Source organism: Rufibacter psychrotolerans, from assembly GCF_016924645.1.
GTDB classification, from domain to species: Bacteria; Bacteroidota; Bacteroidia; order Cytophagales; family Hymenobacteraceae; genus Nibribacter; species Nibribacter psychrotolerans.
The window spans coordinates 1-18,915 of record NZ_JAFFJV010000014.1 but is presented as its reverse complement, the minus strand read 5'-3'; the positions used below and the strand labels follow the sequence as shown (position 1 = coordinate 18,915).

Below are 18,915 nucleotides of genomic sequence, written 5' to 3'. Positions count from 1 at the left end.
AAAGTATGAGCGTTTCTGATTTTTACGACGACTATACCGAGCAGCAGTTCAAGAAGGGCATCCACATCCGGCACCGGACCATCCTGAAGAACCTGAAGGAAGCGGGCCTCAAGGCTGATTCCAAAGTGCTGGAGATTGGCTGCGGCATCGGCACGGTGACGCACCTGCTGGCCAAAGCCACGCCACAGGGGAAAGTGCTGGCCGTAGACATCAGCCCGAAGAGTATTGAGATGGCCCGCCGCTTCAACCAGCAGTTCAACCACGTGGAGTTTGGCGTGACCGATATGACCGATTTCAACCGGCCGGAGAAGTTTGATTTTGTAGTGCTCCCCGATGTGATTGAGCATATTCCGCTGGAGCAACACCCCAACTTGTTTCAGGTGATTTCCCGCCATCTGCACAAGAACTCGGTGGTGGCCATCAACATTCCGCATCCGTTGTACCTGACCTGGGTGCGCGAGCATCAGCCGGAGTTACTGCAGGTAATTGACCAGCCCATCCATACCGATGAACTCCTGCGCAACACGTACGCGGCCGGACTGTACCTGCACAAACTGGAAAGCTACTCCTTGTTCTCGCAGGTAGAAGATTACCAGTGGATCATTTTGAAGCAACGCCTGGTGCCGGAGAAGGTGCAGCCCAAGTCTAAAGTAGACCTCAAGTTGCAGGATCTGTCCTCCAAGTGGCTGTAGCGTTTTAAGCCTGTTTTTCCATGTCCGCGCGTAAACCCGTTCTGCTTTATTTCTATCCGGCCCAATCTTCCTTCGTGGTGAAAGACTTGCGCCTGATGGAACAACAGTATGAGGTACGCCACCAGGGTTTTCTGCCCTCTAAGAAATGGCAGACACCTTTGGTGTGGTTGGGGCAGTTTTTCTTTTTATTGCGTCACATCTGGCAAGCCAAAGCCCTGGTGGTCATGTTTGCCGGGTACCATTCCTTTTTTCCGGCTCTTTTTGGGAAAATAGCCCGTAAACCCTGCCTCATTGTGGCCGGTGGCACCGACTGCGTGTCCTTTCCCAGCATCGGTTACGGGGTGTTCACCAATCCAATTCTGGGGAGGTTTGCCCGCTGGTCTTACCAGTTGGCTGCGCACATTGCGCCGGTGCACGAAAAGCTGGTCTGGCAGGACTATACCTACCAAGCCAACGATTTTCCGCACCAGGGATTCCGGTTCCATTGCCCAAACCTGAAAACGCCGCATACGGTGGTATACAACGGTTATGATGCCTCGTTCTGGCAGCCAGACCCATCAGTGGTGAGGCAGCCCGATTCTTTCCTGACGGTCTGCGCGGGTCTGAACATGCGCTTCACCCAGCGGCTGAAAGGCGTGGATCTGATTCTGGAAGTGGCGCAGCTGGTACCGGAGGCTACGTTCACCATTGTAGGAGCGCCAGACGGTTTCAAATTCCCCAACCAAGCGGCCAACGTGAAGCTGCTTCCCAAGATGCCCTTGGCTGATTTGAAAGGCATTTACAGTGCCCACACGTTTTACATGCAGCTTTCCATGTCAGAAGGCTTCCCGAACGCCTTAAGTGAGGGTATGCTGTGTGGCTGCGTACCGATAGTAAGCCAGGTTGCCGCCATGCCCGACCTGATTGGCAGCAGCGGCTTGGTGCTGAAAGAGCGGAAGGTTGAAATGCTGGAGCAGGTGGTTCGGCAGGCTATGACGGCCACCAATCTCCGGGAGTTGGGACAACAGGCCCGCACAATTATAGCCGAAAACTATCCTGAGGAAAGAAGAGAGCAGGAGTTGCTGCTTTTATTGAAAAGCCTTTAAGCTAAATTGGATACGTTCCTCGCTCCACTTTGGCGAGTGGTAGCTTACCTTGGCCGATAGTATTGATTTCTGCTCTTCAAAATGTAAGAAGCGGCCAGAGGCCGCAGGTAACTCACACTCGCCGGAGGCGAGCGAGGGCAGAACTAACTATAGCCTATTTGTCTTAGTTAAGCCAAAGCGCAGCAGTGTCTTCTTAATGCCATTGTTCAGCTCCGGAGAGACTTTCAGCCCGATAGCCAGGCCTCCGTACACGGCGGTGATCAACGCAGACCGCACGGCTATGTCCAGCAACAGCACGTCCATTCTGGGTAGCAGCCAGGAAGCCAGGTAGGCGGCTCCGGCAATCAGCAGAAGCAGTAGTGAGTCCCACCCAAAAGGCTGCATTTTGAAAAAATAGCCCACAAACGCCACCCGGAAGATGTTGATAAAGATGAACACCAGCATGGAGGCGAACGCCGCTCCGCTGATGCCGTAGGGCGGGATGAGCAGGTAATTGGTGAAAATGACCAAGGCCACCATCAGGATGTTCAAAATCAGGTCGTAGCGGTATTTGTGGGAAGTCACCAGGATCATGGCGTTCAGGCCGGTGGCCAGTTCAAAGATACGGGCGATGCCCATGAACAGAATCACGTACCGGCCGGCGCTGTACTCAGGCGGCATTAAGGCAAAGATATTGTCCACGTTACACCAGATGCCCAGGAACAGCAGCAAGCCAATAAGCAGGTTCACGCGCGTCATGTTCTTGTAAAGCCTGGCCAAGGCAGGCATGTCTTTCTGCTTGAACAGATCAGCCACTTGCGGACTCAGGATCTTGTTCATGGAGCGGTACGGCACCAGAATGGCGCTGGTGATGAAGTAACCGGTGGTGTAGTAGGCCACATCAGACAAACCACGGTAAGCCATGATCATGGCTGTATCGGTGAAGGCGATGATGGTGCCGGAAATATTGCCCAGGAACGCATACAGGCCGTACTGCACCACTTCCTTGATGGGCACAATCTGGAACATGTTCCGCCCGGGGCGCACAAAAAACTGCCTGAGCCACAGCAGGTAAACAATGCAGATAAGGGCGGTACTGGAGTTGGCGGCAATAAACAGGATCACGAACCACTGGAAGTCAATCACGCCCCAGTAAAAGAGCGCGGCGCAGGCCATGGTGAGCACCCGCACCAGGAAATCCTGCAGAAAGGTCTGCACAATGGTTTTGTAGAGTGACCGCAGGTAGGCATCCAGCAACAGAAACAGGAGCGTGAAAAAGCTGAGCGGAATAATATAGTAGTAATAGTCTACCGCCAGCGGAGAGGTAACCCGGTACAAGTCAAACACCGCCGGTTTCAGCAGCAGAAACAGCACCGTGACCACCGCAAACCCCAGCATGGGAATAGCCAGCATGAGGAACAGGAAACCGTTGTGCTGTTTATCTCGGTCGCGGAAGTAAGGGAAGAACCGGGCGCTGGTGTTGGTGAAGCCCAGCGCAGCAAACTGCGCGAACACCGGCGAAACGCTCAGCAGGAAACGGGTAAGCCCCACTTTGTCCGGATCGGCGAGGAAATAAGGAAGAACTAAAACGGTATTCAGATACCCTACTACCATGCCCACGGTGGAGATGATGGTGTTCAGGTAACTCTGCTTGCGGATGACATCCATGGAGTGCGTGCGGCGTTTTGGGGCGATTTTCCGGAAAGAAGGCATGAAACCGCCTCGGCCCGAAACGCGAAATTAACAGCTTCTGCCTTGGGTTATGCTATGTGCCCGAAAAATGCCGAAGTACCGGTTTCAGTCTAGTTGCTTCAGCGCCTCGGAAATGGTGAAGAAATTAGCCTGGCGGTTCTTCAGAAACTGGGTGATATCCTGGAACAGCTGCAAGCCGCCGGCCATGCCGTACGGTGTGAAGTTCTCGTTGTGCCACAGCAGGGTAAAAACACCATGAAACCGGATGATCTCTTCCAGCATGGGCGTGATGGCGGGCATGACCTCCGAAGGCGTGAGTTGCAGGTACCTGGGGTGGTTAAGGGTCACGTCCATCAGGTTCAGCGGCATTTCCCAGACCGTTGACATCTGGCGGGACTTGAAATCAAACAGCCGGAACGGGTGGCAGAAGCTGTTCCGGAAACCGTAATGCTCTGAGAAACCCAGGGTGCTGTCATAGGTGAAACCCAGCTCCTGCAACAGGTGTGGGGTTTTCACCGGATCAAACCTCAAGTAATGGAAGCGGTTCCCCTGAATGGGGGGAGGCAGCTTTTCCCGTTCGGCTTGCAGTCGGCGGGCCTGGGTGCCGGTGCCGTGGCTGCCATGCAGGGCAATCTCGTGCCCCGCCGCGGAGAGCCGCAGTAGCTCCTGCCGGATCTTGGGCGAGGTAACTTCATAATCGGCGTTGGGATGGCCCTCGTAGGGAGCGGCCTCGGGCAGGAAGAAGAAAGTGCCTTTGGCGGAAAGTTTCGCTAGTTCCGCTTCCACCTGCGGCAGGTTAAACCAGGCGTCCTCGCCGGTAAACTTTTGTTGGGCCAGCCTGAAGAACAAACCCAGATTTCCTTTCTGCAGGGCCGGTTTGCCGGCCACTTTCCAGGCACTCTGGCAATAGTCAATGTCATGGGTGAGGCACGCGGCAAAGGGCTTGCCGTTCCAAAGCCGGGGCAAAATCTCCTGCCCATACGCCCGTTCCACCGCCTCTTTCAGGATCTCCAGGTAATAATTGACCAACGGTTTGGTGATGAACCGGTGCCGCGCCTGTTGTGAGGCTTTGTAAGGATACCGGCCAAATGGATCACGCTCCGGGCCGTAAAACTCCTGCCAGCTGCTCAAAAGGTAAAACGCCGAGGCCACCAAATCATAGTGCACCACCACGTGCCCTTGCGCATTCTGGCTGAACCAAGGTTGGTCTGTGTTCTCGTCAAAGAAAAGCGGCAGGGGGTGGCCTTGCCATTCTTTCCAGACTACCTGCACGGGTTTGGGTTGCTGCCGCTCAAAGAAGGTGCTGGCGGTGGACGTGATCTGAATTCGGCTCTGGTGGTCTACTCCGTAGCTTACCTCCAGGGGGGAGGGCAGGTGGTAGAGGCGCCGGAAATGGAAGAGTACGTAATCTGCTAGGCTGCTCACGGGTTCAGAACGCTCCAATCTTGGGTGGTGGTATCTGTTTAGGGGCCAATTTCGGGAAAAAGGCCCCTAAACAGGTCGGCTACTGCACAATCAGCTTGGCCAGCTGCTCGGTGAGGGAGCGGCGCGAGTATTGCGTGTAGTTGATGATGGGCAGATCCAGGTTGGGGTTGATCTTCCAGGTTTTGCTCAGCTGCATGAGGTAGTCCAGCATGAGCTCAAAGCCTGAGTAGTGGAACACGCGCCCGGCCCCGCATTCGTCCAGGATCTTATCGGCGTCGCCGTTGATGGGGCCCACGCAGATGATGGGTTTGTTGGCGGCCAGGTACTCAAACAGCTTGCCCGTCAAAATGCCGAAGTTGTTGGGCACGTCTGGAATGGCCATGAACAGCACGGTGCTAGCCATGAGGTACTTGATGGACGCATCGTGCGGCACGTAGTCAATGTACTCGGTGATGAGGGGCAGGCCGGCATTCTCAATCTGGCGCTTGATCTCGGCAGACACCTTGCCCACAAACCGGAGCCGGTAGCGCAGCAGGGGGTTGCGGGTCATGGTTTCGCACAAGGCCTGAAAAAAGCCCTCCACGTTATAGGCCTCGGTGATGGTGCCCGTGTAAGTGATCACAAATTCTTCGGTAGAAGGGGTGGAGGGATGCGTGAAATCGGCCTCATCGTACCCGTTGGGAATCACGTGGATCTTCTTGGGGTCAACCGAGACAGACTTGTTCAAGAAGAGGCGCTTCATGTCCTCAGACACCACCACCACGGCATCGGCTTGCTCCAGCACCTCGCGCTCGTACCGGGCGTCCAGTTTCTGGGCCAGGGCGGTGTGGTTCAGGTCCTGGTAGTAGTAAATGTCGGTCCAGGGGTCGCGCATGTCGGCAATCCACTTCAGCCCAAACTGCTTCTTCAGCTTCAGGCCCACTAGTTGGGTGGAGTGGGGCGGGCTAGACGTGACCACGGCCTTGATCTGCTGCTGCTGAATTACCTTTTTGGCGGCCGCAAAGGCGTAGCGGTTCCAGCCCACGCGCGGGTCTGGGATGAACAGGTTGCCTCGCAGGAACTTGAACAGCTTCTGCTTCCAGGTTTCCTGGCCGGTATTGGCGAAGCCGCCGAACGGAATGTCTTTCTTGCCGGTGATTTTCTTGTAAAACTCAAACGGCTCGCGGGTAGCCGTCCGGATCACGCGCACCCCGTCGGGCACCTCGGCCAGCAGGGTCTGGTCCAGCACCGGGTAAGAGGCCTGCTGCGCATCTACGGTGATCACGGTGGGTTGCACGCCAAACTCGGGCAGGTGCTTCACAAACTTGAGGCAGCGCTGCACCCCGGCCCCGCCAGAGGGCGGCCAGTAATAGGTAATCAGTAAAGCATCTTGGAGAGAAAGTGGGCCTGCTGATTTCAAAAGCTTCTTTGGTTCAGGTAATAGATCTTCTGGAGCGAACGGAAACCGTTTCTGGGTTGTTTTACGGAAAACAGGCCCAAAACAGATTTGCGGACCTCCGTTGCAGAGTTACGTCCGAATATACGTACCCGCGCCTAAAAGATGGTGAACTTCCGCAAATTCTGCTTATTTTTGTCTGTAACATCTATTGAGAATTACCTAACTCAGTCATATACTACACATGTTTGAGAATTTAAGTACCAAGCTGGACCGCGCCTTCAAGACCCTGAAAGGCCAGGGCAGCATCACCGAGATCAACGTTGCCCAGACCATCAAGGAAGTGCGCCGCGCCCTGGTAGACGCCGACGTGAACTACAAGGTGGCCAAGACCGTGACCGACAAGATCAAGGACGAAGCCATGGGCCGCGATGTACTGATTGCGGTTTCGCCGGGCCAGCTGATGGTAAAGATCGTGCACGAGGAGCTCACTGAGCTCATGGGCGGCGAGAAGAAAGACATCAATATCAACGGCTCACCCGCCATTGTGCTCATTGCCGGTCTGCAGGGATCTGGTAAAACCACCTTCACCGGTAAACTGGCCAATTTCCTGAAAAAACAAGGAAAAGGCGTGATGGTAGCCGCCTGTGACGTGTACCGCCCCGCCGCCATTGATCAGCTGAACGTACTGGCCGAGCAGGTGGGCGTGGAGTTCTACGCCGAGCGCGAGTCGAAGGACCCGGTGCAGATTGCTAAGAACGCCGTGGACCACGCCAAGAAAACCGGCAAGAAAGTAGTCATCATTGACACCGCCGGCCGTCTGGCCGTGGACGAGGCCATGATGCAGGAGATCTACAACATTAAGGAGGCCATCAAGCCCACCGAGACCCTGTTTGTGGTAGACTCCATGACCGGCCAGGATGCCGTGAACACCGCCAAAACCTTCAACGACCGCATTGACTTTGACGGCGTGGTGCTGACCAAGCTGGACGGTGACTCCCGCGGGGGGGCCGCCCTTTCCATCAGAGCCGTGGTAGAGAAGCCTATCAAGTTTATCTCCACCGGTGAGAAAATGGAAGCGCTGGACCTGTTCTACCCAGACCGGATGGCCCAGCGTATCCTGGGTATGGGCGACGTGATCTCCCTGGTGGAGCGCGCGCAGCAGACCTTTGACGAGGAAGAAGCCAAGCGGATCAACAAGAACATCCGCAAGAACCAGTTCAACTTTGACGACTTCCTGAGCCAACTGGAGCAGATCAAGCGCATGGGGGATATCAAAGACCTGGTGGGCATGATCCCGGGCGTGAGCAAAATGCTGAAAGACGTGGAGATTGACGAGACCGCCTTTAAACCCATTGAGGCCATCATCAAATCCATGACCAAGGAAGAGCGCCAGAACCCAGACATCATCAGCGGCAGCCGCCGTAACCGTATCGCCAAAGGCTCCGGCACCAACATCCAGCAGGTGAACAACCTCATGAAGCAGTTCAACGACATGCGCAAGATGATGCGCAGCATGAACAAAATGGCTGGCACCAAAGGTGGCCTGGCCAAGCTGGGCAGCATGATGGGCCGCCGGTAGTTTAGTAATGAATGTTTAGTTGTTGGTTGTTAGAAAATCAGCCAACGTAAGTAAATAGAAAGGCCTGAGCCGTATTGGTTCGGGCCTTTCTGTTTTGGCGCTATTTTCAGGAAAGTAGGGGTAAAAGGCATGCGCGACTTGTGCTGCATAAATTGCTGGGTTGGCCATTTTATACAGTGCTCAAACTCCTCTTAAATTTCTGAACCATCCGCTTTCCTGTCATCCTGCAATCTTGTGGGCAAACTGAAAAGGCCTTTTAGTAGAGTTTATAGCCGATGAAGCAGGAAGAGGGGGCGCCCAATTTCTTTTGTGGTAGGTACGCTTCGTAGAAAATAAGTGTAACTTTCAATTACAATGCTCCGCTCAGCATCCTGTTCAAACCCGCTCAGCTAAACTATGCAGGCCAACCTTATTTCCAGCTTTCGTTCCCGGTGGAAAGGCTCCGTGAGCGCCTTTTTCCTAGCCGCCATCATTACCTTGGGTACCAGTTTGTGGTCCTGTAGTCCGCAGGCAGTCGGCACCAAGTCCAGCCAAGAAATGAAGGCAGCGCTGGGCAAAGGCGCCTATGCCACCGGGCAGTACCGCAACCTCTTCCAGGAGAACGGCCATTCTGACCTGCAGGTCAGGGCCCGGATAGACAAAGCCTACCAACAGTTATTTCACGGCGATTCGGCTACCCAGGCCATTTACCTGGCGGCAGGCAAGAACGAGCGGGGGCCGCTGGCCTACATCTATGACGTGTACAACAAAGACGTGCGCAGCGAGGGCATGTCGTACGGGATGATGATTGCCGTGCAGCTGGACCAAAAGGCCGAGTTTGACGCCCTCTGGAACTACGCCCTCACGCACATGTACCTGGACCAGCCGGGCCACCCCTCCGAAGGGTACTTCGCCTGGTCGGTGAAGCCCGACGGCACCAGGAACTCAGAAGGGCCCGCGCCCGACGGGGAGGAGTATTTCGTGACGGCGCTTTACTTTGCCTCGGGGCGCTGGGGCAACGGGGAAGGCATCTACCACTACCGCGCCTGGGCCGACAAGATCCTGACCACCATGCGCCACCACCTGGAGACCTCGGGCACCACCAAATTCGGGCCGCAGACGTCAGGCCCCATGGTGAACGAGCAGCACAAGATGATCGTGTTTGTGCCCACCAACCAGGGCCGCCGGTTCACCGATCCGTCTTACCACCTGCCCGCTTTCTACGAACTCTGGGCCCAGTGGGGACCGCAGCAGGACCGCAGCTTCTGGGCCGCCGCCGCCGATACCAGCCGGGCCTTTTTCCAGAAGACCACGCACCCGGCCACCGGCCTGGCGCCCGATTACGCCCACTTTGACGGCAAGCCCGTCACTACGCCGTTCAACCCCAACTCGCACCTTTTTGCCTACGACTCCTGGCGCACGGCCATGAACTGGAGCGTAGACTGGGCCTGGTGGCGGAAAGACCCCCGCGAGCCTGAACTCAGCAACCGCATCCAGGCCTTCTTCGCCGGGCAGGGCATCAAGCAGTACGGCAACATCTACACCTTAGACGGGAAATTGGTGAACCCGAGCCACTCGGCCGGGTTGGTCTCCACCAACGCCGTGGCCAGCCTGGCGGCCACCCATCCGGTTGCCAGGGAGTTTGTGGAAGAACTCTGGAACCTGCCCGTGCCGCAGAATGAGGGGGAGCGCTACTACGGCGGCTTGCTGTACCTCATGAGCCTGCTGCATTGCAGCGGGGAGTTCAAGATTTACCCGCCCCGGTAAGCCCCGTTTCAGGCGTATTTTCCTGATTGGATTTCGGGCTGTTTTCTGGAAAATGGCTTAAAAACGGGAATGGTGCTGGCTAGGTGTGTTTGACCGGTAGTCTCCGGACTACCCGGCATCTGGAGGCACGAGTCCGGAGACTCGCGCCAGTTTCTTTAAAACAAGGTCTGTAATCCTGAGAACCCCACTAAGGAGCTCAACTTCTGACAGCTAGAAACACTAACAACTATCAACTAGCAACTAATAACTAACAACTATTAACTAGCCACTAGCCACTAATACTCGGTCCGGCCTTCCAGCTTTTCCCATTCTTTGAAGCCTTCCAGCGCCTCCTGGTGCAGCAGTTGCTCCATGGGCAACTCGCGGCTGTGCATGGGTTTCTCCAACTCTTCGTAGATGAAGGCATCGTCAAAGCCAATGGCGGCGGCGTCGGCCTTGGTGTTGCCGTAGTAAACCTTGTCGGGGCGGGCCCAGTAGATGGCGCCTAGGCACATGGGGCAGGGTTCGCAGCTGGTGTACAGCTCGCAGCCGGTCAGCTGAAAGGTGCCCAGGGCCTGGCAGGCTTTCCGGATGGCGTCTACTTCGGCGTGGGCGGTGGGGTCATGGCTGGAGGTCACGTTGTTGAAGCCCCGGGCAATGATCTGGCCGTCTTTCACCACAACGGCCCCAAAAGGACCGCCCTTGCCTTCTTTCATTTTATCAATAGACAGGCGAATGGCTTCGCGCATAAAGTTTTCTTTGGCGGAGGTAGAATCTGACATGAGTGGGAGGGGGTAATATAAAAACACAAAACGTCCTTTCTTACGGCAAAAGGGCTGCAAAGATAAGAAAGGAGGGCTAAGAAAGAAGCCGTTTTAGCTGCGGGCGGTGGTGCTCTGTATGCGCGGCCATAAACCGGAGTGTCTGCGGCATGGTGAGCATGCCCGCGCGCGGATGGAAGAAAACCTCGCGGTTGAGTTGCTCGGCGGGATAGTTGGCGAGTACCTGCCGGAGCTGGGCGCGGGTGGCCTGCCACTCCCGCACCACTTCCTCCACCGAGACGTCGGCCGGAACCGGAGGTAGTGCGGCCGGGGCCTTGAGCTTGAGCGGCAACCGCAGCACCAGGTTCAGCAGAAATGACTTGAGGCGCGTCTGCCACCGCAGGGGCCGCAAGGGTTTGCCGCTGTTCAGCTTTTTCTGCAGGCTGGTGAGCACCTGTTTGTCTACCAGGGCCAGGTGGTAGAGCACCTGCGCCGCCGACCATTGGGCCGGGGCCGGGGACTGGTGTTGCCGGGCTCTGGGAACGTTTTCCACCCAGGCGCAAAACTCCAGCCGTTGCCGTTCCAGCTGGTCAAACAGGGGTTGTAAGGCGTGCTGCATGCTCCAATGGATAAGGGTGAAAAGAAGTTTCGGGGCAATTTCTCCCAAAATCAGCCAAAAACAAGGGCACTCTCTAGGTTTGCTTTACCTGCAGGTGGGCGAGCTCTTTCTTCAGCTGTTTGATGGAGTGGCCCACCAGCGTCACCAGTTGCTGCACCAGGGCCGGCAGCTGCTCGGTGTTGGTGCGGTACAACGCAGCTTGCTCAATGGTGGCGTTCAGGTCTTCCAGGGGTTTGATGCCCACCAGCGACAGCGAAGGCTTGATCTTGTGGGCGATGGTGCGGGTTTCGGGCCAGTTCCCTAGGGAAACCGCGCGGGCCATTTCCTGCACCAACCCCGGCGTTTGCTCTATGAACAACTGCAGGATGTCTTGCATGAACTCCACGTTGCCGTTGGCGAAGTTCTCCAGGTAGGTTAGGTCAATCTCCACCGCAGGGCCAGGCTCCGGGGCCGTAGGTTTTTTCTGGAGCAGGCTGCCAATGGCCTGCACCAGGTCATCGGCTTTGAACGGCTTTGACAGGAAGGAGGTAGCCCCGGCGGCCAGGCATTTGGCGGTTTCTCCCTGCGAGGCGTGGGCCGTCAGGGCAATGATGGGAATGTCCTTCAGGGCGGGCATCTCCTGCCGAATGTGCTGCATGGCCTCGTACCCGTCCATCTCGGGCATCTGCATGTCCATCAGAATCAGGTCAAACGACTGCTGGGTGAGCACCTCCAGGGCTTCGCGCCCGTTGCTGGCCACCGTTACCTCCACGGCATGGTCGTACAGGACCTTCTTCACCAGCATCTGGTTGATGGCGTTGTCTTCCACCAGCAACACCCGGGCGTGCCGCAACGCGTGCGTGTGCGGCTGTGCAGGCAGGCAGGCGGCCGCGGCTTGGTCTTGTTTTTCGCCTATTTTCCGGAAAGGAAGCACAAAACGGAAGGCGCTGCCCTTGCCCGTCTCGCTCTCCACGTGAATGGTGCCGCCCTGCGCCTCTACCAGTTCCTTGGCAATGGACAGGCCCAGCCCGGTGCCCCCAAACTTGCGGGTGGTATCGCTGCTGCCCTGGGTGAACTTCTCAAAGATGGTGTCCAGCTTCTCGGCCGGAATACCGATGCCCGTGTCCTGCACAGTGAACTCCAGCCGCAGTTGGTCTTCTTCCTGGGCCACTACCTCCACGTTCAGGCGCACGGCGCCGTTCTCGGTGAACTTGATGGCGTTGCCCAGCAGGTTGTTCAGGATCTGGCTGAGCCGGAAGGGGTCGCCCTCCAGCAGGGGCGGGATATCGGCGTCAAAGAGCAGCTTGAGCGTGTTCTTCCGTTCCCTGGCCCTGATCTCCAGAATGTCCAGCAGTTGCTTCACCAGCTGCCGCAGGTCAAAGGGGATGATCTCAAAGGTAATCTTGCCGGCCTCAATCTTGGAGAAGTCCAGCAGGTCATTGATGATCACCATGAGGTTGTTGGCCGAGGTGTGGATGCCCTGCAGGAATTCCTTCTGGTGCTGATTCAGGGGTGTTTTGGCCAAAACCTCGGTTAAACCCAGAATGCCGTTCATGGGCGTCCTGATTTCGTGGCTCATGTTGGCCAGGAACTGCTCCTTCACCTGGGCCATGCTCAGGGCCTCGTCCTTGGCTTTTTTAAGCTCTTCCTCAATTAAGATACGCTCAGTGATGTCATAGCACACCCCAATCATGCCCGATACTTTCCCGTTGGGCTGCAACAGGGGGAAGAAGAGGCAGTCGAACCAGACGCCCTGGATGTTCACGGTGCACTTGGCCTGCTCGCCCTGCAGGGTCTGCCGCACACTTTCCATGATGGTGGGGTACTCGCCGTAAATGTCAAAGATAGACGCCCCCACCGACTGCGCCTCTCCCTTGCCGATGAGCGACAATCCCCGGCCGCGGGCCATGGTCACCTGGCCGTTCTGGTCGGCGGCCCACAGGATAATGGGTGCGCCGTTGATCACGGTTTCCAGCTGCTTCTGGGTGCCCGCCAGTTGTTCCTGCGTCTGCAGCCGCTCCTGCTCAATCTTGTGCAGCCTGATGGCCGTCCTGATGCTCTGGGAAATGCCCTCGGGGGTGAGCAAGGTTTTGGGCAGGTAGTCTGAGGCCCCGGTCTTGATGGCCTCTACGGCAATGCGCTCATCGCCCTGCGAGGTTACAATCTGCACGGGCGTGCTAATGCCCCTTTCCCTGATCTGCTGCAGCAACTCCAGCCCGTTCATGTCGGGCAGCATGAAGTCAATGAAGATAAAATCAAACGGTTCCTGGCCCAGGATCTCCAGGGCCTCGGCCCCCAGGGTGGCGATCTTGATGGTGGCCTCCACGTTGGCCGTGCGCAGAGACCGTTTAATGATCATGCGGTCTACCTCGTCATCGTCAACAATCAGTAGCTTAACTGCCGGCTCCATGGGGGGAAAAGGGGGATTAATTGGGGAGTTCAATCAAATTCCAGAAAGAATCAAGGGTGGCAATGGTGTCCAGAAAAGAGTCATACTGCAGCGGTTTTACAATGAAGCCCGCCACGTTGAGGTTGTACGCGTCCAGAATGTCATTCTGCCGGTTCTGGCTGCTGATCACAAACACGCTGCAGGCCTTCAGGTGCGGGTCCTGCCGGAGCTCCTTCAGGAAATCAAGGCCGCCCATCTCGGGCAGGTCCAGGTCCAGCAGGATAATCTGGGGCGTGGGCTGCAGGGCAGGCCTTCCCCTGCCTTGCAGCAGATCCAGGGCTACCTTTCCGTTGCCGGCCACATGAATAGGGTTCTCTATTCCCTGCGCCTGAAATGCACGTTTTGTTTTGTCTACATCCTGCGGGTTGTCTATCACCAGCAGGATGTGCGCTTGCTTGCTTTTCAAAACCGTAAAATTTGTAAGGATTCAGGTAGGGGAACCTAAACATACGAAATTTTCTGCAGAACTACGGCCGCTCGCATAATTTCCAGTACCGGTTGAGGGTAGCCACCGCCGAGAGAAACTTCTCAAAGGAAAGCGGCTTAAGGATGTAGCCGGCCACGTTGAGGTTATAGGCGTTGATCTTGTCGCTGTCTTCGTTGGAGGTGGTCATCACAAACACGCTGATCCGGGTGAGGGCGGGGTCTTTGCGGAGTTCCTGCAGAAACTCAATGCCATTCATTCTGGGCATGTTGATGTCCAGGATGATGATGGGCGGCATGGGAACAGAGCCAGACCTGAGCAGTTCCAGGGCCTCCAGGCCATTATGGGCGATGTACAGCGGGTTGGTGATGTTGTTCTTTTTGAACGCGCGCTGCACGTTCATGATATCTACTTCGTCATCTTCAACCAGTAGAATGCTTACTTCCTTTTCTTCCATGGTAGGGTAAATGCCAGCTAGGCGGTAAAACTTTAAACAAGCGGAGTTGCCGAAAGCGCCTCCGCGGTTACTCTGAAAATTGCCCTTAGGGCCCTTGGTTTAAGCCGAAACGGTCTTGGGCCAGGTAAACGAAAACGTGGCGCCTTGCCCCACCTCTGAGTGGAGGTGGAGGGTGCCGCCTACAAACTGGATGATCTTGCGGATGATGGATAACCCAACGCCTACGTTTTCCTGCTGGTCTCTGGATTGTACCGAGAAAAAGATCTTGAACACCTTTTCCTGAGCATCGGGTGGAATGCCCACGCCGTTGTCCCGCACCGTGAACAGGTAGCTTTCTTCCTGCTCCCGGGCCTCCAGCCAGACCTCAGGCTGTTCCTGCTCGTTGAACTTTACGGCATTCTGCAGCAGATGGTGGAGCACCGTCTCTAACTTTTTGGCGTAGGTGGTGAAGACCGGCAGGTTGTGCAGGTGCAGCCGCAGGCCGCGTTCCTGCTGGTAGGGCAGGGCCAGGTCCTGTACCAGGTCGTGCACGTTTACCTCCCGTACGTCCAGGTCCTGGCGGGTGGCGCGGGAAAAAAGCAATAGCCCGTTGAGCATGCGCTCCATGCGCTCGGCCCGGTTCTGGAGCAGTTCCAGGTTGTGCTGGGTCTCTTCATCCAGCTGACTGCCGGCATCTTCCTTGATCCAGCCGGACAGGTTGCTGATGGCCCGCAAGGGGGCCTTAAGGTCATGGGAGACAATGTACACAAACTCCTCATACTCTTTCCTGAGCGCTTCCAGTTGCTGCTGACAGGAGTGGTCTTGGTTCTGCATGGTTATCTGGCGAATGAATGTGTGGTCTTGACCGGTTTTTTAGGCCAGGTGAAGAAGAACGAGGTGCCCTGGCCTTTCTCTGACTCTACCCAGATGCGGCCGCCCTTTTCTTCCACAATCTTCTTGACAATAGACAGGCCCACGCCGGTGCTTTCTTTCACGTCCCGGGCTTCCATGGTCTGGAAAATCCCGAAGATCTTACTTTGGTATTCCTTGGGGATGCCCGGGCCGTCATCCTTTACCTCAAACTGGTAAGCGTCCGCGGTTTCCAGGGCCCGCACTTCCACGCGGCCTTCCTGGGTGTGGTGGTATTTGAACGCATTGCTCAGCAGGTTGGCCAGCACCTGGTAGAAGAGGGTGCGCTCCCCGGTGATGGTGGGCAGCGGGGTAGGGGTAACTACCTTAAAGGTGGCCGGCGGGGCCAGGTTCTCCAGGGTTTCCTTGAGCAGTTCCTGCACCGAAAACGAACTCATGGGCAAGGTCTGCCGGCCCACCCTGGAATAGTCCAGAATGCCGTTGATCAGGTTTTCCATGCGCTGCACCCTGCCCCGGAGGATGGCAAAATTCTTGAGGATCTCGGGGTCATCGGTTTTCAGGTCCTCGGCAATCCACTCGGCCAGGTTGTTGATGGCGCGCAGGGGGGCCTTGAGGTCGTGCGAGACCACGTAGGCAAACTGGTCCAGCTCTTTGTTTACCTTGGTGAGGTGGGTGAAGCTGTTCTGCAGTTTTTCGGCCATCACGTTCAGCGACTGGGTCAGGCTGCTGATCTCATCGTGCCGGTTGTCTACCAAAGAAACGCTGTAATCGCCCTGGGCAATGCTGTTGGCCAGGTTGTTCATCCGCTGGAAGCGCCGTTTTATGGTACGGCCCACCAGAAACGCCATGAAGCCCCCGGCCAGGATAGACAAGACCGTGAGGCCAACCGCAATCTCATTGGTTCTGGTGAGCGAGGAGTAAAGTTCCTTTACCCGGGCGGCCTTGGTCTTCTCCTCCTCCAGCTTGATCAGGTCAAAGCGGTCACGGGCCTGGTCGGTGATTCTTTTACCGCTGCCCTGCTGCACGGTGTTGTAGAACAGCGAATCATAGTAGGCCCGGTTTACCCGGCTACGGTGTACCGCTGCCCGGCTCTCAATGAGCGGCACCGCGAAGGTCTTGAGCCAGGCGCGGGCATCATCCCTGATGAGGTGCACCAACTTGTTCTGGTTGGGGTAGATCTGGGTGAGGGAGTCTAGCCGGGCAATGCTCTGGAAAAACTGGTGCTGCCCCTCATGGTAGGGCTCCAGGAAGCCTTGGCGGCCGGTGAGCAGGTAACCGCGCAGGCCGGTTTCCATGTCTACCAGCAGCTTTTGCGCGCGCTCACTTTCCCGGATAATGTTGGTGGTATACAGTACGTCTTCTACACTTTTCTCAACGGTCTGGGTTTGCTGCAGGTAGCTCATGGTCACAATGCAGAACATGGCCAGGATCAGACCAATGGCGGTGTAGATGGCGGTAATTAACTTCATAGGTGTTTGCCTCCCGCAGGAGGCTCCGGAGTGACGGGTTGGTTACGCAAAGATAAAGGTGCCGTATCTTGGTAATATTTACAAGCGCCGGGTCATGCATTCCAGGTAAAATAAAACGTGGCGCCTTGATTCTCCGCGGAGGCAACCCACACCCGGGCATCTCTCTCCTCTACCATCTTGCGTACCAGGGTAAGGCCAATGCCGGTATGCGCCTGCCGGGTGGCGGGGTGAACGGTTTTAAACAGGTCAAAAATGCGTTGGTGGTACTCCGCCGGAATGCCCTTGCCATTGTCCCGCACGTAGAATTGCGGTGGCGCTCCGGCCGGGGTTTCGCAGCCCACCTCCAGGTGCAGGCCAGGTTTAGTATTGTGGTGCACCGCGTTCTTCAGCAGGTGCAGGAATACGGCCTCCAGCGGTTTCTTCTGGGTAAAGAGCGTGGGCATGGCCCCGCTGACTGTAAGCGTAAAGGCGTGGGATTTCTGCAGATGGGCGCCTATGCGCTGTACCAGCTGGCGCGTGTCTACCTGCTCGGCCTCGGCCTGCTGGCTTTTACTGACCGCCGACAGTTCCAGCAAGCCGTTGAAGAGGTTCTCCAGGCGGTGCACCCGGTGGCGCATAAGGCCCAGTTTGCCTTTGATCTCATGGGAAGCGCTGTCCTCCAGTTCCTCTGCCACCCACTCGGCCAGGTTGTGGATGGCCCGCAAGGGGGATTTCAGTTCATGCGACACCGCGTACGCAATCTGGTCCAGTTCTGCGCGGTACCGGTCCAGCTTTTGCGAAAAGGCCTGGGTACGCCGGGTTTTCTGCTCCAGTTCCTGCTCCCGCACCTGCAGTTCCAAGCGGGGCATGACCTGGTCGGCCAGGGTCTGGAGCATGGTTCGCTCCTGCGGAGTGAGGGAGCGGGGAACGAGGTCCAGGAGCCAGAGGGTACCTATCCTGTGGCCACTGCTGGTGATGAGGGGCGCCCCGGCGTAGAACCGGTAAGGCTGGTCGCAGGCAGGGGCGGGGCCCGGAGCCTGGGGGTGGGACGTGTCCTGCACTTCAAAAACTTCGTTGCCCTGGATGGTGTGGTGGCAGAACGAATGAGCCCTGGCCAGGTGGGTGAGTTGGGTGCCGTAAGCCGCTTTTATCCATTGCCGGTGCGTATCCAGGAAAGAGAGCAGCACCACCGGAACCTTGAAGACCTGGGCCGTCAGTTGTACCAGGCTGTCAAAGGCTGGCTCGGGGGGCGTGTCCATGATCTGGTAAGCGGCCAGGCACTCCACCCGCCTGGCTTCAGCTGCTATTTGGCTTTCTTCTATCACGTGAGTTCGGGTAAGGGACACACCTTCATGGGGAAACCGGCCTTTCCTGCCCGGCAGCAGGAGTAGTCTGGTCCGGTTCAAAATTCAATAAATCATATCACAAGCTTGGGGGATTTCGATGAACGGGCGGTAATCCTCGATAGATTCCTATTTCTGGCAAGAAGCAGGTTGGCCCCGCCCCGAATAAATAGATTTCCAAGCCCTGTAGAATGTGTACCTTTGCGCCGAAAGCCCTGTTTGTATGAATCAGAATCAGCCAGACCCCATGGGAGCCGCCATTGAGGCCTACTGGGAAGGAAACAAGGACGCTACCCTGGTGGTGTACTCAGACCAGATGGAAGCCGATGAACTGCCTGCCGCCTACCTGTTCCGGCGGTTGGAGCAGATGCCCGAACGCGAGCAGTTTGCCTTATCCCACGCCAGAGGCCGGGTGCTGGATATTGGGGCCGGAGCCGGTTCCCACGCCCTGGCCCTGCAGGAAAGAGGCCTGGAGGTCACTGCCCTGGAGATCTCGGCGCGGGCATGCCGGGTGCAGAAGGCCAGGGGTGTACAACAGGTGCTGCAGGGCAATTTCTTTATGCTGCCCGCCCAGCCTCATGACACGCTGCTGCTCCTCATGAACGGCATCGGCCTGGCCGGCACCCTGGAAAAACTGCCCCTTTTTCTGGAAACCTGCAAAAAATGGTTGGCGCCCGGTGGCCAGATCCTGCTGGAATCTTCTGATATCCTGTACCTGTACGAAGACGAAGACGGCTCGGTGCTCCTGGACCTGAACGGGGCCTATTACGGCGAACTGACCTACATGATGGAGTTTGCAGGGGAGAGAAGTGCCCCGTTCCCCTGGCTGTTCATCAGCTTTGACCTGCTGCAGCAATACGCAGAGGAAGCCGGTTACCACGCCGAACTCCTGTTGCAGGAAGAAGACGACCACTACATTGCCCGCCTGACCCTGGCCTAAGCCGCCGCGATAAAAAAGCACCGGTCCCGGGTGGGGGGGGTTTGGGGGGGAGAAACACCCCCAAGGGGCCCGGGGGGGGGTGTGGGGGGGG

Annotated in this window: 16 protein-coding genes; 5 read left to right on the top strand and 11 right to left on the bottom strand. The window is 56.9% G+C overall.

Annotated elements, in window-relative coordinates:
- Positions 1-5: 5 nt before the first annotated feature.
- On the top strand, positions 6-692 hold the full coding sequence (locus JT718_RS13690) for a class I SAM-dependent methyltransferase (RefSeq protein WP_205503277.1): 687 nt from the start codon (positions 6-8) through the stop codon (positions 690-692).
- Between the two features lie 20 nt (positions 693-712).
- The gene (locus JT718_RS13685; RefSeq protein WP_205503276.1) at positions 713-1,777 is read left to right on the top strand and encodes a glycosyltransferase family 4 protein; all 1,065 of its coding nucleotides are present in this window, start codon (positions 713-715) and stop codon (positions 1,775-1,777) included.
- A 147-nt stretch (positions 1,778-1,924) separates the two neighbouring features.
- Here the strand turns inward: JT718_RS13685 and JT718_RS13680 are convergent, their stop codons facing one another.
- The 3 genes from JT718_RS13680 to JT718_RS13670 form a co-directional block, all read right to left on the bottom strand.
- Positions 1,925-3,424 carry a lipopolysaccharide biosynthesis protein gene (locus JT718_RS13680; RefSeq protein WP_205503275.1) on the bottom strand — a complete coding sequence of 500 codons (1,500 nt, stop codon included), beginning with the start codon at positions 3,422-3,424 and terminating at the stop codon, positions 1,925-1,927.
- A gap of 129 nt (positions 3,425-3,553) precedes the next feature.
- On the bottom strand, positions 3,554-4,873 hold the full coding sequence (locus tag JT718_RS13675; protein WP_205503274.1) for a polysaccharide deacetylase family protein: 1,320 nt from the start codon (positions 4,871-4,873) through the stop codon (positions 3,554-3,556).
- A gap of 79 nt (positions 4,874-4,952) precedes the next feature.
- Positions 4,953-6,272, bottom strand: a complete 1,320-nt coding sequence (locus JT718_RS13670; protein ID WP_240337092.1) for a glycosyltransferase family 4 protein — start codon at positions 6,270-6,272, stop codon at positions 4,953-4,955.
- A gap of 220 nt (positions 6,273-6,492) precedes the next feature.
- Here JT718_RS13670 and ffh point away from each other — a divergent pair, with 220 nt between their 5' ends.
- Positions 6,493-7,830: a signal recognition particle protein gene (ffh, locus tag JT718_RS13665; protein ID WP_205503273.1), complete on the top strand. Its 1,338-nt coding sequence runs from the start codon at positions 6,493-6,495 to the stop codon at positions 7,828-7,830.
- Positions 7,831-8,226: 396 nt separating this feature from the next.
- A complete protein-coding gene (locus JT718_RS13660) occupies positions 8,227-9,576 on the top strand; it encodes a family 8 glycosyl hydrolase (protein WP_205503272.1) in 1,350 nt (449 codons plus the stop codon).
- Positions 9,577-9,851: 275 nt separating this feature from the next.
- Here the strand turns inward: JT718_RS13660 and JT718_RS13655 are convergent, their stop codons facing one another.
- The 8 genes from JT718_RS13655 to JT718_RS13620 all read right to left on the bottom strand — a co-directional run bounded on the left by JT718_RS13655 (position 9,852) and on the right by JT718_RS13620 (position 17,866).
- Positions 9,852-10,337, bottom strand: coding sequence for a nucleoside deaminase (locus JT718_RS13655; protein ID WP_205503271.1), 486 nt, complete (start codon positions 10,335-10,337; stop codon positions 9,852-9,854).
- Between the two features lie 76 nt (positions 10,338-10,413).
- Complete coding sequence (locus tag JT718_RS13650; protein WP_205503270.1) at positions 10,414-10,935, bottom strand: DinB family protein; 522 nt, start codon at positions 10,933-10,935, stop codon at positions 10,414-10,416.
- A gap of 73 nt (positions 10,936-11,008) precedes the next feature.
- Positions 11,009-13,324, bottom strand: a complete 2,316-nt coding sequence (locus tag JT718_RS13645) for a hybrid sensor histidine kinase/response regulator (RefSeq protein WP_205503269.1) — start codon at positions 13,322-13,324, stop codon at positions 11,009-11,011.
- Between the two features lie 16 nt (positions 13,325-13,340).
- A complete protein-coding gene (locus JT718_RS13640; RefSeq protein ID WP_205503268.1) occupies positions 13,341-13,769 on the bottom strand; it encodes a response regulator in 429 nt (142 codons plus the stop codon).
- Positions 13,770-13,830: 61 nt separating this feature from the next.
- Positions 13,831-14,244: a response regulator gene (locus JT718_RS13635; protein WP_205503267.1), complete on the bottom strand. Its 414-nt coding sequence runs from the start codon at positions 14,242-14,244 to the stop codon at positions 13,831-13,833.
- A 99-nt stretch (positions 14,245-14,343) separates the two neighbouring features.
- Positions 14,344-15,057 carry a sensor histidine kinase gene (locus tag JT718_RS13630; protein WP_205503266.1) on the bottom strand — a complete coding sequence of 238 codons (714 nt, stop codon included), beginning with the start codon at positions 15,055-15,057 and terminating at the stop codon, positions 14,344-14,346.
- 2 nt (positions 15,058-15,059) lie between these two features.
- The gene (locus JT718_RS13625) at positions 15,060-16,562 is read right to left on the bottom strand and encodes a sensor histidine kinase (protein WP_205503265.1); all 1,503 of its coding nucleotides are present in this window, start codon (positions 16,560-16,562) and stop codon (positions 15,060-15,062) included.
- A gap of 92 nt (positions 16,563-16,654) precedes the next feature.
- Positions 16,655-17,866 carry a GAF domain-containing sensor histidine kinase gene (locus tag JT718_RS13620; RefSeq protein ID WP_205503264.1) on the bottom strand — a complete coding sequence of 404 codons (1,212 nt, stop codon included), beginning with the start codon at positions 17,864-17,866 and terminating at the stop codon, positions 16,655-16,657.
- Between the two features lie 241 nt (positions 17,867-18,107).
- Here JT718_RS13620 and JT718_RS13615 point away from each other — a divergent pair, with 241 nt between their 5' ends.
- A complete protein-coding gene (locus JT718_RS13615; protein ID WP_205503263.1) occupies positions 18,108-18,824 on the top strand; it encodes a class I SAM-dependent methyltransferase in 717 nt (238 codons plus the stop codon).
- The last annotated feature ends 91 nt before the right edge of the window (positions 18,825-18,915 follow it).